We start from the raw sequence: 14048 nt of genomic DNA, 5'->3' as shown, positions 1-14048 counted from the left end.
CATGGCCCGCACAGCCTTTGCAAAGCCCGCCAGGCCTCAGCCGGCCAGCCGCTGCGCTCGTCAATCCATCAAGGCAGCAGGTCCAGCGCCTGGAGGTAGGCCGGCTGGCGCATGAGGTCGTCCCAGGGCTGGGGCACGGTCTCCGGCAGCAGGGCCAGGCGGCGCGATTCGCTGTCGGCATCGGGCTGCCAGCGGCCACTGCGCTGCGCGGCCTCCATGCCGGCCAGCAGCTCGTCCACATGCTCGCCCAGGCCCAGGCTCTGGTTGCACAGCAGCACCATGTCGCAGCCGGCCTCCAGCGCGGCCAGGGCTGCGTCGGTGTAGCCGATGAGTTGCCCGTCGATGCGGCGCGCGCCCTCCATGCTCAGGTCATCGCTGAAGATGGCGCCGTCGTAGCGCAGGCGGCTGCGCAGGATGTCCTTGAGCCACTTGGCGGAAAAACCGGCCGGGCGCCTGTCGACCTTGGGGTAGATCACATGGGCCGGCATCACGGCCGTGAGCACGCTGGACAGCCAGGGATAGGGCGCGGCGTCCTCGCCCAGGATGGCGGCGAGGCTGCGGCCATCGACCGGAATGTCCACATGCGAGTCGGCCTTGACGAAGCCGTGGCCGGGAAAGTGTTTGCCGCAGTTGCCCATGCCGGCCTGCAGCAGGCCGTGCATGAGGCTGCGGGCCAGCGCCGCCACCACGCGCGGGTCGCGGTGGAAGCTGCGGTCGCCGATGACGCTGCTGGCACCGTAGTCAAGGTCCAGCACCGGGGTGAAGCTGAAATCCACGCCGCAGGCACGCAGCTCGGTGCCCAGCACGTAGCCGGCCGCCGTGGCGGCGTTCATGGCAGCCAGGGCGCCGCTGCCTTCGCGCTGCTTGCTGCCCTTGCCGTCGTCCATCCACATCTGGCCGAAGGCGCGCATGGGCGGCAGATGCGTGAATCCGTCGGCACGAAAACGCTGCACGCGCCCGCCCTCGTGGTCCACGCAGATCAGCAGGTCGGCTTTGACGCCCTTGATATCGGCGCACAGCTGCACCAGTTGCTCGCGGCTTTCCCAGTTGCGGGCGAAGAGGATGATGCCGCCGACCAGCGGATGCGCAAGACGCCGGCGGTCCGCGTCGGTGAGCGCCTTGCCGGCGATGTCGATGATCAGGGGTGCGTGCTCGGTCATGCTATGAATCCTGTGGAGTCAAAAAAGCCAGCGCTGCGCCGGCCGGGTGTCAGGCGCGGCGCTCGACCACGCAGAAGCTGGCCGCGTAGTCGCTCTCGTCGGTCACGGACAGGTGAACCTGCAGGTTCCGTGCCTCGAACCATTCCTTGAGCGCGCCGTGCAGCACGATGGCTGGCTGGCCACTGGGCAGCTTGACGACCTCGCAGCTGCGCCAGGTCATGGGCATGACCATGCCCATGCCTATGGCCTTGGAAAAGGCCTCCTTGGCGGAAAAGCGCGTGGCGACGAAGCGGATGCCGCGCTCGGGCCAGCGCGCGCGGCGGGCTCGCCAGGTGGACAGTTCGCCTTCGGCCAGCACCTTCTCGGCGAAACGGTCGCCATGGCGCTCCAGGCTGGCGCGGATGCGGCGCACGTCGCAGATGTCGGTACCGATGCCGTAGATCATGGATTCGCTCCGCGAAAGCTTCAGGCGCGCGCCGCCATGCCCTGGTCTATGCACTGCTGGTAGGCGCGCACGGTTTGGGCGTAGCCCAGCTCCAGCGCGTCGGCGATCAGCGCATGGCCGATGGAGACTTCGAGCAGGCCCGGCACGCGCGCCACGAAGGCGGCCAGGTTGTCGCGGCTGAGGTCATGGCCGGCATTGATGCCCAGCCCGGCGTCCAGCGCAGCCTGGGCCGCCGCCGCGTAGGCCTGCAGTTGAACTTCCTGGTCTGCCGTGCCCCAGGCGGCCGCATAGGGCTCGGTGTACAGCTCGACCCGGTCGGCGCCTGCGGCGCGCGCAGCGGCCATCTGTGCGGGAACCGGGTCCATGAACAGGCTGACGCGCACGCCGAGTTGGCGGCATTCGGCGATCAGCGGCTTCAGGCGCTCGGCATCCTGCGGGAAGTTCCAGCCATGGTCGCTGGTGAACTGGTCCTCGCTGTCGGGCACGAAGGTGGCCTGGTGCGGGCGCGTGGCCCGGATGAAGTCCATCAGGTTCTGCGTCGGGTTGCCCTCGATGTTGAACTCCGCCTGCGGCCAATGCTTCATCAGCGCATGCAGTTCATAGACATCTTCGCTGCGGATATGGCGCTGGTCGGGACGCGGATGGATGGTGATGCCCTGGGCACCGGCCTCCAGGCAGATGCGCGCGGCGCGCGTCACGCTGGGAATGCCCAGATGGCGCGTGTTGCGCAGCAGCGCAACCTTGTTGACATTGACCGACAGCGCCGTGCGCTGCGAAGCGTGGGAAAGATTCATAGCGATTGCAGATCCATCATCAGCTGGCGGGTGCGCAGCATGGGACTGCCGCAATGGTATTGCAGCAAGGCCCTCAGTTGGGGCTTGAGGGCCAGCGCCGCCTCGGGCTGGGCCACCACATGCAGTGTGGCGTTGAAGGCCTGCCGTGCCTGCAGCGCGCTTTCAATGGCCTGCCACTGCGCAGCGCCCAGCACGGCGCGCTCGCCCTGCAGCGCCGGGCGCAGGCCGCCTTCGGCCACCAGCGCATAGCGACGCCCCTCGGCCAGCGGCGCCAGCGTGGCGCTTTCCTCATTCAAGGCAGGCAGATGGCCCAATTCGCGCAGCAGCAGCAGCTCGAAGGTGCGCAGCACGGGCTCGATGGCATCGCCATGCTGGCCTGCCAGCACGCGCACCACGCCGGCATAGATGTCGAACAGCGCCGCGTAGGGATCGTCGCGCGCCAGCAGGCGCATCAGCAGCTCGTTGAGGTACAGGCCCGACAGCAGGGCGTCACCCTGGGGCATGACATGCCCGCCCACCCACTCTGCGCCCTTGAGGGTATGGATCTCGCCATTGCCCTCGCCGCCCAGGCTGTAGCTCAGGCTCAGCGGCTGCAGCGGCAGCAGCACGGGGCGAAAGTTCGAGGTCGGCCGCTTGACGCCCTTGGCCGCCAGCGCCACGCGGCCCCGGTGACGCGTGAAGACCTCAAGGATCAGGCTGGACTCGCTCCAGTCGTAGCTGTGCAGGACGAAGGCCGGCTCGTCCGAGACACGCTTGGCGCTAGCCATGGACCCAGGGCCTTGCGGTAAGGGTGCTCACTCGTAGCCGAACGAACGCACGCGGGCTTCGTCGTCGGCCCAGCCGGAGCGGACCTTGACCCAGACTTCGAGGAAGACCTTGGCATCCATGAGCTTTTCCAGCTCCTGGCGCGCCTCGGTGCTGATGCGCTTGAGGCGCTCGCCCTTCTCTCCGATGATCATGGCCTTGTGGCCGTCGCGCTCGACCACGATGGTGGCCGCCACGCGGATGAAACGCTTGTGCTGCTTGCTGGCCTCTTCCTCGAACTTGTCGATGACCACCGTGGAGGTGTAGGGCAGCTCGTCGCCCGTGAATCGGAACAGCTTCTCGCGCACGGTCTCCGAGGCGAGGAACTTCTCGCTGCGGTCGGTCAGCTCGTCGGCGGCGTACATCCAGTCCTGCTCGGGCAGGTACTTCTCGCAGATGCCGAACAGGCGCTCGATGTCTCCCCTGTTCTTGGCCGACATGGGCACGAACTCGGCGAACGGATGGCGCTCCTGCATGCCCTTGAGCCAGGGGGCGATCTCGGCACGGCGGCCCACGGTGTCCAGCTTGTTGGCAATCAGCAGCGTGGGGATGCCAGGCTTGAACAGCGACAGCACCTTGGCATCGGCCAGCGTGAACTGGCCGGCTTCCACGACGAACAGGATCAGGTCCACGTCGCCGATGGCGCCCATCACGGTCTTGTTGAGCGACTTGTTCAGTGCCGTGCTGTGCTTGGTCTGGAAACCCGGCGTATCGACAAAGATGAACTGCGTCGCGGCGCGCGTGCGAATGCCCGTGATGCGGTGGCGCGTGGTCTGCGCCTTGCGCGAGGTGATGCTGATCTTCTGGCCCACCAGCGCATTCATCAGCGTGGACTTGCCCACATTGGGCTTGCCGACGATGGCGATCAGGCCGCAGCGCTGCGGGCCGGTCGGCACCTCGGGTGTCGGGGTGTCATCAGCAGCGGATGCCGTGCGAGCTGCGCCAGCGCCGGGCTTGGCCGCAGCCAGCAGGGCGTCGAGTTCGGCGGCGGTCTGTGCCGGCGCCGGGGGTTTGTCTTGGTTCATGCGTGTCTTGCTTTCAATAGTTCCAGCATGGCTGTGGCAGCCGTCTGCTCGGCGGCCCTGCGCGAGGCACCCGTTCCCCTGGCCTGCAGTTGCAACTCGGCAATCGCGCAGGCCACCTCGAAGGTCTGACGATGGGCGGCGCCCGTGGTGGCAACCACTTCGTACTGCGGCAGCTTCATGCGCCGCCCCTGCAGCCATTCCTGCAGGGCCGTCTTCGCATCCTTTTCGGCTGCGCGCATGTGGGGGTTGATGTCCACGCCCTCGAAGAGATGGTGTACCACCTTCTCGCCCGCAGCGTAGCCGGCGTCCAGATACACTGCGCCGATCAGGGCCTCGACCGCATCGGCCAGGATGGAGGGGCGTTGCTTGCCGCCCGACTTGGATTCGCCTTCGCCCAGGCGCAGCAGATCGGGCAACTGCAGCCTCAGCGCGATCTGGTGCAGCGTGCCTTCCTTGACCAGGTTGGCGCGCACGCGGGACAGATCGCCCTCGGGCATGGAACTGAGCCGCTGGTAGAGCAGGCTGGAAATGGCAAGATTCAGCACCGAGTCACCGAGGAATTCCAGGCGCTCGTTGTTGTCTGCCGAGAAACTGCGGTGCGTGACGGCACGCTGCAGCAATGCAGGCTCGGCAAATTGATGCTGCAGCCTCAGCTGCAGCGCATTCAGTAAGGGAGGCACCTATTGGGTCTGCTTCTTAAAACGGTAAGTCAGGTAGGCGGGGCCCACGAGATGGATCTCGCGCGAATATTCGAACCCCACCACCACACGGTCATTGATTTTGGTCACTTCGAGGTCCTCCCCCGTAATCGATTTGATGTCGTCGATCTGGGCTGAGCGATTGAAGCCGGCTTTAACGTCAGCCACGGAATTGCCTTCGCGGGCCGCCTTGTTGGCGGCCTTGACGATGGCCTGATACTCCAGGAAGACCGGCACGGATTGTGCGCCCACGGCCACCACACCCACGCCCAGGGCAATCACAAACACCAGTCCCAGAAAGGACAGACCGCGCTGGCGCGAACGCCGGTTGTTCGATGTCAACATGCTTTTTCCTCCTCCGATGTGAATCCCTCGCGCATGCCTGGGGGCACCCGGCCCTCAGGCATGCATGTGATCAATGGAAGCCGCCGATGCGCTTGAAATCCCCGAAGTTCATCCAGACGAAGAAGGCCCGGCCCACGATGTTCTTGTCGGGCACAAAGCCCCAGTAGCGGGAATCCAGCGAATTGTCGCGGTTGTCTCCCATCATGAAGTACTGGCCCTCGGGCACCTTGCAGGTGATGCCTTCGACGCTGTAGCGGCAGTTCTCGCGGAACTCGAAGCCGCTGGCGCCCTGGATGAAGGCGGGCACGTCCTGGTTCACGATCATGCGGTGCGGCTTGTCGCCCAGCGACTCCTCGTACTGCTTGAAGTAGCGCATCGCGTCCTTGTCGAAGAAGTCCGGCAGTTCGCTGACCGGGACTTCCTTGCCATTGACCGTCAGCCGCTTGTTCAGATAGGAGATCTCGTCACCCGGCAGGCCCACCACGCGCTTGATGTAGTCCAGGCTGGGTTGCGGAGGATAGCGGAACACCACCACATCGCCGCGCTGCAGCGGCTGGCCCTGGGTGATCTTGGTGTTGATCACCGGCAGGCGCACTCCGTAGGTGAACTTGTTCACCAGGATCAGGTCGCCCACGAGCAGCGTGGGGATCATGGAGCCCGAGGGAATCTTGAACGGCTCGAACAGGAACGAGCGCAGGACAAAGACGATGGCGATCACGGGGAACAGGCCCGCGGTCCAGTCCAGCCACCAGGGCTGCATGAGGATGCGGCCCCTGGCCTCTTCCGACACCTCGATGTCGGTCTTGGCGATGCCCATGCGGTCGAGTTCTGCGCGGCGCGCCACGGCAGCCTCCTCGATGGCCACGGCGGCGCGGCGGCGGCGGGGCAGGAAATACAGCCGTTCGGCCACCCAGTACAGGCCAGTGACCACGGTGGCCAGGAACAGCAGCAACGCGAAGTTGCCCTCGATGACGCCCGTGTACCAGGCGCCGATATAGCCCACGAAAGCCGCCAGCACGACGGCCGTAATCCATTGCATGGCTTGCATCAATCCTCCACTTGCAAGATGGCCAGGAAGGCCTCCTGAGGCACTTCCACCGAACCGATCTGCTTCATGCGCTTCTTGCCAGCCTTTTGCTTCTCCAGCAGCTTGCGCTTGCGGGTGATGTCGCCGCCATAGCACTTGGCCAGCACGTTCTTGCGCATGGCCTTGACGGTTTCCCGAGCAATGATGTTGGCGCCGACGGCGGCCTGGATGGCCACGTCGAACATCTGGCGGCTGATGATCTCGCGCATCTTCGCCACCACGGCCCGGCCGCGGTACGTGGCCTGGGAGCGGTGCACGATGATGGACAGCGCATCGACCTTCTCGCCGTTGAGCAGGATGTCCACCTTGACCACGTCGGAGGCGCGGTACTCCTTGAACTCGTAGTCCATGGAGGCATAGCCGCGCGAGACCGACTTGAGCTTGTCGAAGAAGTCCAGCACGATCTCGCCCAGCGGCATCTCATAGGTGAGCATCACCTGGCGACCGTGGTACTGCATGTTGATCTGCACGCCGCGCTTCTGGTTGGCCAGCGTCATCACCGGGCCCACATAGTCCTGCGGCATGTACAGGTGCACGGTCACGATGGGCTCGCGCACCTCCTCGATACGGCCGGCATCGGGCATCTTGGACGGGTTCTCGACCTGGATGACCTCGCCATCGCCCTTGACCACTTCGTAGACCACGCTGGGCGCGGTGGTGATCAGGTCCTGGTCGAATTCGCGCTCCAGGCGCTCCTGCACGATTTCCATGTGCAGCAGGCCCAGGAAGCCGCAGCGAAAGCCGAAGCCCAGCGCCTGCGAGACTTCAGGCTCGAACTGCAGGGACGAATCGTTGAGCTGCAGCTTTTCCAGCGCATCGCGCAGCTGGTCATATTCGCTGGCTTCGGTGGGGTACAGACCCGCGAACACCTGGGGCTTGATTTCCTTGAAGCCGGGCAGGGCCTCGGTGGCAGGGCCCAGATTGTTGGGAAGCTTCTTTTCCAGCGTGATGGTGTCGCCCACCTTGGCTGCCTTGAGTTCCTTGATGCCGGCGATGATGTAACCCACCTCGCCGGCGCGCAGCGCGTCGCGCGGCACGTCGGCCGGAGTGAACACGCCCAGGTTGTTGGCTTCGTAGGCAGCGCCCGAAGCCATCATCTTGAAGCGCTCGCCACGCTTGAGTTCACCATCGACCACGCGCACCAGCATCACGACGCCCACGTAAGTGTCGAACCAGCTGTCGATGATCATGGCGCGCAGTTGGCCATTGGGATTGCCCTTGGGCGGCGGCACCTTGGCAACCACGGCCTCCAGGATCTCGTCGATGCCCATGCCGGTCTTGGCCGAGCAGGGAATGGCATCGCTGGCATCGATGCCGATGACGTCCTCGATCTCGGCCTTGGCGTTGTCGGGGTCGGCCTGCGGCAGATCCATCTTGTTGAGAACGGCCGTCACCTCCACGCCGAGATCCAGCGCGGTATAGCAGTTGGCCACGGTCTGTGCCTCTACGCCCTGAGAGGCGTCCACCACCAGCAGCGCTCCCTCGCAGGCCGACAGGGAACGCGAGACTTCGTACGAGAAGTCCACGTGGCCGGGCGTGTCGATGAGGTTGAGGTTGTAGACCTGACCATCCTTGGCCTTGTACTGCAGGGCAGCCGTCTGCGCCTTGATGGTGATGCCGCGCTCTTTCTCGATATCCATCGAGTCCAGCACCTGGGCTTCCATGTCACGGTCAGCCAGGCCTCCGCAACGCTGGATCAGGCGGTCGGCCAGCGTCGACTTGCCATGGTCGATGTGCGCAATGATGGAAAAATTTCTGATGTGGTTCATCAACGAGAAGGACTGCTAGTGAAAGTGGAAAACGACAGGGTCGGCGCGCAAGAAAAAAGGGCGCGTCCATGAACGACGCGCCCCGAACCAACAATCTCTGGCAACTGCGATAGTTGGGACTTTATTGTAGGCAAAAAGGGCTGGAAACCAAGCCCTGACAAGGCCTGCAAAGCTCCGGGCTTGATCTGTCACAATTATTTATCAACAGTTTATCAACAGACCCGACAAGCCATTTCTAGCCCGTCGATCACCGGATAGTGCGGTGCTTTTGCACCGCAACAATCCTCTTTGAAAACAGGTTTCTGACGCCTTGAGCCGTCACGCTTTGGTGGGGCATTTTACCCAATGCCCCAAGGGGCATGGGCAGGCCTTGGTCCGGATTCCGAGGGTATTCCCCAGGACCCCGAAAAACCGACCTGCCCCAGCCCCTCAGCGGGCAGGACGGATGAGCACGTACTGAGCCCATTCGCCGCGGCGCACCAGAAGGTTCACCGGCTTGCTCTTGTCCACCTTGGCCAGCGTGGCCTCGAAGCTCTTGAGCCCCGTGATCTCGACATTGGCCAGTTGCAGGATCACATCACCTTCGCGCAGGCCTGCGCGTGCTGCCGCCTCGACAGCGGCCGTCACGCGGACACCGCCCTTGATGCCCAATTCCCTTTTCTGGGCATCCGTGAGTTCGGCCAGCGTCAGGCCCAGCGACTGGGAGACCAGGGTGCTGCCCTTGCCTGCAGCCTTTGCCTGGGGAGCGCCATCGGGCTCGACTTCGGCGATCACCATGGTCAGATCCTTGGCGGCTCCGCGGCGGAATACCGTGATGGTGCTGCGCGTTCCGGGCTTGGTATTGCCCACCAGACGCGGCAGGTCGGCGACCTTCTCAATGGCCTTCCCATCGAACTTGATGATCACGTCACCCGCCTCGACGCCGGCCTTGGCGGCTGGGGAATCGGGTTCCACGGCAGAGACCAGCGCACCCTGAGCCTTGCCCAGGCCGATGGATTCGGCAATGTCCTTGGTGACCTGCCCGATTTGCACGCCGATGCGCCCTCGCGTGACCTTGCCGGTGGCGCGCAGTTGGTCGCTGACGCGCACGGCCTCGTCGATCGGAATCGCGAAGCTGATCCCCATGAAACCGCCGGAACGCGAATAGATCTGGCTATTGATGCCCACGACCTCGCCGCGCATGTTCAGCAACGGGCCGCCCGAGTTGCCGGGATTGATGGCCACATCGGTCTGGATGAAGGGCAGATAGTCTCCCGTGTCGCGCTGCTTGGCGCTGACGATGCCTGCGGTGACCGAGTTGTCGAGGCCGAAGGGCGATCCGATGGCCATCACCCACTCACCGACCTTGAGACGGTTCACGTCGCCGATCTTCACGGCGGGCAGTCCGGTGGCATCGATCTTGACCACAGCCACGTCGGTGCGCTTGTCGCTGCCCACGATCTTGGCCTTGAACTCACGCTTGTCGGTCAGCGTGACGATGACCTCGTCAGCACCTTCGACCACGTGGGCATTGGTCATCACAAAGCCGTCCGCCGTCAGGATGAAGCCCGACCCCACGCCACGCGGCTGTTCCTCGTCAGGCTGTGAACGCGGCTGGGGGCGTTGGCGCGGCACATTGGGCACGGGCAGGCCGAAGCGGCGGAAGAACTCGAGCATGTCCTCATCCATGCCCAGCGCCTCGGCAGAGTTGGCCGACGCCTTCTCCAACGTGCGGATGTTGACCACGGAAGGCCCTACCTGCTCGACCAGGTCGGTGAAGTCCGGCAGACCCCGCACCACGGCACCGCTTTGCGCATGAGCGGCACTCACCGGCACCAGCATTGAGGCGCTGCCAGCAGCCAGCGCCAGAACGCCTGCCAGTGTGCAGGACTGCAGCGTCTTCCATCGAACTGTGGTCATGGTGATCCTTTCCTTCTCAATCATTGTGTTGCCCCCGTGCCCATTGCGCCCGGGCGGCCTGTTCAGATACGCGGTGCCGACTTGCATCTCGGACGAACGCCACATTCTGGCGCAGTCCCGGCATCCACCGGCCAGACGATGGCTCAGAAGCCTGAAAGACGCTGTTAGTTCCCGAATCGGCAGCATGCATGCGGCGCGAACCGCCGTGCATGGGCCACAAATGACTGCACCCGCGTCCATTTCAATGCCGAACGGCTGGACGCGGGTGCAAAAGAAGGCAGGAGAGTCATGCTCTCCTGCGGGATTCAGCGCTGGTTCGCGCGCGGTGCCGAGGCGAAGTTGGCATTGCGCAGGAAGCTGGCCGGCATCTGCAACGTGGCCGGACCACTGTATTGCGGATGGGAGGCCAGCAGCGCATCCAGGCGCGGATCACGCAGCATGACGCTTTGGCCGTAAGGGCCTGCCACAGCCACCACCGAAGAGGATTGGGCCGTATCTCCGAGAGGGAAGTCCTGGGCATTTCCAGCGACAGCAGCCGCTGCAGGCGCCCCCGTTTCAAGGGCGGCCAATGCCCGGCCCGGCGCCGCGCCGGGGCCTGCAGGCGCGCCGAGCATCACGCTCCAGCCAATGGCAGCCACGGCCGCCACGGAAGCAAAACCCGCAGCCATCTTCCAGCGGAATACCGACGCATTGGCTGCATCGTGCAGCGGCGCGCCATTGACGACGGCCCTGCCGTGCGCCGGGCGCGCGACCTGCTCCAGCTCGTCTGCGGCGACGGGAACCAGGGGGCGGCGCGGCTCGTTGGCCAACTGGGAGCGGATTCCGGAAAGCAGATCGTGCCGGCTGTGGTGCGCCAGCTCAGGGGAGCGCAGCACATCGCCCACCAGGTGGTACATGCGCCATTCCTGCTGGCCTGCATCGCTTTGCGCATAGGCCAGCGCGGCCTGCAGCTCCGCGGCAGAGAGTTCGCCATCAGCCAATGCCGACAATTGTTCGCGCTTCGTCAGATCGTCATTCATGATCAATCACCTGCCTGTCTGCTCTGAGACCCTGTACCCAAAAAATGCGCCACCCGATGGCCATCACCCGTTGCTACCACCGCTTGCCAGACTGGCGCTCCAGCAAAGGCTTGACTCTCGCTGAAATCGCTTCGCGTGCACGGAAGATGCGTGAACGCACGGTGCCTATGGGACAACCCATGGCGTTCGAGATTTCCTCGTAGCTCAGGCCTTCGATTTCCCGCAACGTGACGGCTTGACGGAGATCTTCGGGCAAGGCCTCCATGGCGGCGTTGACTGCCTGGGCAATTTCCTGGGCCGCCAGGATCGTTTCGGGTGTTTCTTCGGTGGTTAGTTCCTGGCTGAGCCGGGAAGTTTCATCATCGTCATCCCCGTTGTGTAACGCGCTTTCGGTGATCAGCGGCGAGCGCTTCATGTCCAGCAGCGCCTTCTTGGCGGTATTCACGGCGATGCGATACAGCCAGGTGTAGAACTGGGCATCACCCCGGAACTGGTGCAGCGCCCGATAGGCCCGGATGAAGGTTTCCTGCGCAATGTCAGGCACCAGGTCCACGTCGCGCACCATGCGGCCAATGAGGCGCTCGATGCGGCGCTGGTACTTGATGACCAGCAGCTCGAAGGCCCGCATGTCTCCTGCGTTGGTGCGCTCGACCAGAGCCAGGTCGCTGTCGGCAGAAGAAGGCGGGAATTCGGGAGGCGTCATGAAATCGGTGAAGACGGGCCGTGGCGGCCCTGGCGCAGTCACTGCGCGCGTTCTGTAGGTCTGGGCGGGAAATATACAGCACGCCGCAAATCACCCCAGGTTTCAGGACTCTGCCTGTAAGACAGCAGCAGCCAGCGGGAGCTTCGCCAGCGCAAAGACCCCGTCGTAACGGGTCTGGCCTGCGCCCATAGCCATTGACCACCGTCAGCGCGCACCTGCAGCAGCACCGGCTGCGCATCGTGGGCAGCGGCTGCCTCACCAAGCCACCACTGCGCGCCATCCCATGCAACAAAGCCTCTGCCCAGGGCGCGCCATCCATGCCACATGCCTGAAGCTGCAACCAGAGAACCCGTGACAGCCACGACGGCAGGCCCCCATCCGGACTGTAGATCAAGCGCCCACGCCAGCAAAAGCATGGCCGCCAGCAGCCAAAGCGCGCACAGGCATGCGACCGACCCCCGTGGTGGATTCAGCGGATGGCGGACTGCGGGCGGGGCATGGCGTGACGTCATGCCTGCAGTGTCGCAAAACCGCAGCATGTCTGACATGCATCCCACCCCTGCCGGACGCGCCCTGACCCATGGGAGAAATAAAAAAGCCCGCTCCCTTGCGGGGCGGGCTTTTCATGGTGAGGCGTGCAGGCCTCAGATTCGCTTGAACACCAGCGTTCCGTTGGTGCCGCCGAACCCGAAGTTGTTTTTCACTGCCACTTCGATCTTCGCATCCCGTGCCGTGTTGGCGCAGTAGTCGAGATCGCACTCGGGATCCTGGTTGTCCAGATTGATGGTCGGGGGAATCTTCTGCTCGTGCAATGCCAGCACGGTGAAGACGCTCTCGATGCCGCCAGCGCCACCCAGCAGGTGACCGGTCATGGACTTGGTCGAGCTGACAACGATTTTCTTGGCGTGATCGCCCAGAGCCGCCTTGATGGCATTGGTCTCGTTGAGGTCGCCCAGCGGCGTGGATGTGCCGTGCGCATTCAGATAATCGATCTGGTCGGCGTTGATGCCGGCGTTGCGCAGAGCTGACAGCATGGCGCGGCGCGGGCCGTCCATGTTGGGCGCCGTCATGTGGCCGGCATCGGCACTCATGCCGTAGCCGCACAGTTCAGCATAGATCTTGGCACCGCGGGCCTTGGCATGCTCGTACTCTTCCAGCACCAGCACGCCTGCACCTTCACCCAGCACAAAGCCGTCGCGGTCCTTGTCCCAGGGACGCGAGGCGGCCTTGGGATCATCATTGCGCGTGGACAGTGCGCGCATGGCGGCAAAGCCGCCGACGCCCAGCGGGGAGACCGTGGCTTCCGTGCCACCAGCCACCACCACATCGGCATCGCCGTATTCGATCATGCGTCCTGCTTCGCCTATGCAGTGCAGCCCGGTCGTGCAGGCAGTCACCACGGCGAGATTCGGCCCCTTGAAGCCAAACCGCATGGACACATGGCCAGCCACCATGTTGATGATGGAGGCAGGCACGAAGAACGGCGTGATGCGGCGCGGTCCGCGCGCAGCCAGTTCTGCGTGGGTGTTCTCGATCAGCGGCAAGCCGCCGATGCCCGAACCGATCACACAGCCGATGCGCGTAGCCAGATCATCCGACAAGGCCTCGCCCGTGGGCAGACCTGAGTCCTGCACGGCTTGCGCCGCAGCAGCGATGCCGTAATGGATGAAGGTGTCCATGGAGCGCGCATCCTTGGCGCTCATGTACGACTCCACATCGAATCCCTTGACCTCGCCCGCAATCTTGCAGGCAAAGTTCGAGGCATCGAACTTGGTGATGAGGTCAATGCCGGACTGGCCGGCCAAAAGATTGGCCCAGGCGTCGCCCACCGTGTTACCCACGGGGGAGATGCAACCCAGGCCGGTCACGACAACGCGACGACGGCTCATGCGTAAAACCTTCTGCTGATCGCTCGGGTCAGGGCCCTGTCAGGCCTTCTGGTGGGTGTTGGCGTAGTCGATGGCGTTTTGCACCGTCGTGATCTTTTCCGCGTCTTCGTCGGGGATCTCGATGCCGAATTCATCTTCCAGGGCCATCACCAGCTCCACCGTGTCCAGGGAGTCAGCACCCAGATCAGCCACGAAGGCCTTTTCGTTGGTGACTTGAGACTCTTCAACGCCGAGTTGTTCGGCAATGATTTTTTTGACACGTGCTTCGATATCGCTCATGGTTTCCCTCTGGGGGTTGTGAATGAACCCGCGATTCTAGCCGTTTCGGACCTTACGCCCTCTTCAGCCGGCCGTCGCGAGGAAACGGCCTCTTCGGTTGCAAGCAACGGCGGCTTCTGGCAGGGATCTGCC

14 protein-coding genes are annotated in these 14048 nt (G+C 64.1%); all 14 read right to left on the bottom strand.

Annotated features, from left to right (window positions below; translation table 11 throughout):
- Positions 1 to 68 precede the first annotated feature (68 nt).
- The gene (gene nagZ / locus ACRSCF_RS07055) at positions 69 to 1160 is read right to left on the bottom strand and encodes a beta-N-acetylhexosaminidase (protein ID WP_034363810.1); all 1092 of its coding nucleotides are present in this window, start codon (positions 1158 to 1160) and stop codon (positions 69 to 71) included.
- Between the two features lie 49 nt (positions 1161 to 1209).
- Positions 1210 to 1605, bottom strand: coding sequence for a holo-ACP synthase (gene acpS, locus ACRSCF_RS07050; protein WP_016447783.1), 396 nt, complete (start codon positions 1603 to 1605; stop codon positions 1210 to 1212).
- Between the two features lie 20 nt (positions 1606 to 1625).
- On the bottom strand, positions 1626 to 2399 hold the full coding sequence (locus ACRSCF_RS07045; RefSeq protein ID WP_016447784.1) for a pyridoxine 5'-phosphate synthase: 774 nt from the start codon (positions 2397 to 2399) through the stop codon (positions 1626 to 1628).
- Positions 2396 to 3166, bottom strand: coding sequence for a DNA repair protein RecO (recO, locus tag ACRSCF_RS07040; RefSeq protein WP_016451180.1), 771 nt, complete (start codon positions 3164 to 3166; stop codon positions 2396 to 2398). The genes ACRSCF_RS07045 and recO overlap by 4 nt, the downstream gene beginning before the upstream one ends.
- Before the next feature lie 27 nt (positions 3167 to 3193).
- The gene (era, locus tag ACRSCF_RS07035) at positions 3194 to 4228 is read right to left on the bottom strand and encodes a GTPase Era (protein ID WP_432675416.1); all 1035 of its coding nucleotides are present in this window, start codon (positions 4226 to 4228) and stop codon (positions 3194 to 3196) included.
- A complete protein-coding gene (gene rnc / locus ACRSCF_RS07030) occupies positions 4225 to 4908 on the bottom strand; it encodes a ribonuclease III (protein ID WP_012207060.1) in 684 nt (227 codons plus the stop codon). Before rnc ends, era begins: the two co-directional genes overlap by 4 nt.
- The gene (locus ACRSCF_RS07025; RefSeq protein WP_016447787.1) at positions 4909 to 5271 is read right to left on the bottom strand and encodes a DUF4845 domain-containing protein; all 363 of its coding nucleotides are present in this window, start codon (positions 5269 to 5271) and stop codon (positions 4909 to 4911) included. It abuts the gene before it with no gap.
- A gap of 70 nt (positions 5272 to 5341) precedes the next feature.
- A complete protein-coding gene (lepB, locus tag ACRSCF_RS07020) occupies positions 5342 to 6319 on the bottom strand; it encodes a signal peptidase I (RefSeq protein ID WP_034363815.1) in 978 nt (325 codons plus the stop codon).
- On the bottom strand, positions 6319 to 8127 hold the full coding sequence (lepA, locus tag ACRSCF_RS07015) for a translation elongation factor 4 (protein ID WP_244387893.1): 1809 nt from the start codon (positions 8125 to 8127) through the stop codon (positions 6319 to 6321). Before lepA ends, lepB begins: the two co-directional genes overlap by 1 nt.
- A gap of 429 nt (positions 8128 to 8556) precedes the next feature.
- Positions 8557 to 10026 (bottom strand): DegQ family serine endoprotease, encoded by a 1470-nt coding sequence (locus ACRSCF_RS07010; protein WP_026062374.1) that lies wholly within the window; start codon positions 10024 to 10026, stop codon positions 8557 to 8559.
- 305 nt (positions 10027 to 10331) lie between these two features.
- Positions 10332 to 11045, bottom strand: coding sequence for a sigma-E factor negative regulatory protein (locus tag ACRSCF_RS07005; RefSeq protein WP_016447791.1), 714 nt, complete (start codon positions 11043 to 11045; stop codon positions 10332 to 10334).
- Between the two features lie 73 nt (positions 11046 to 11118).
- A complete protein-coding gene (gene rpoE, locus ACRSCF_RS07000; protein ID WP_016447792.1) occupies positions 11119 to 11748 on the bottom strand; it encodes an RNA polymerase sigma factor RpoE in 630 nt (209 codons plus the stop codon).
- Between the two features lie 644 nt (positions 11749 to 12392).
- Positions 12393 to 13637, bottom strand: a complete 1245-nt coding sequence (fabF, locus tag ACRSCF_RS06995; RefSeq protein ID WP_016447793.1) for a beta-ketoacyl-ACP synthase II — start codon at positions 13635 to 13637, stop codon at positions 12393 to 12395.
- Positions 13638 to 13676: 39 nt separating this feature from the next.
- Entirely contained in the window at positions 13677 to 13916 is a 240-nt protein-coding gene (gene acpP / locus ACRSCF_RS06990; RefSeq protein ID WP_003058049.1) for an acyl carrier protein, read from the bottom strand.
- Between the last annotated feature and the right edge of the window lie 132 nt (positions 13917 to 14048).

This window comes from Delftia sp. 11MD (assembly GCF_050907895.1).
Classification (GTDB): Bacteria; Pseudomonadota; Gammaproteobacteria; order Burkholderiales; family Burkholderiaceae_C; genus Comamonas; species Comamonas tsuruhatensis.
Note: the sequence above shows the minus strand (reverse complement) of the source record. Positions and strands in the feature narration are given on the sequence as shown.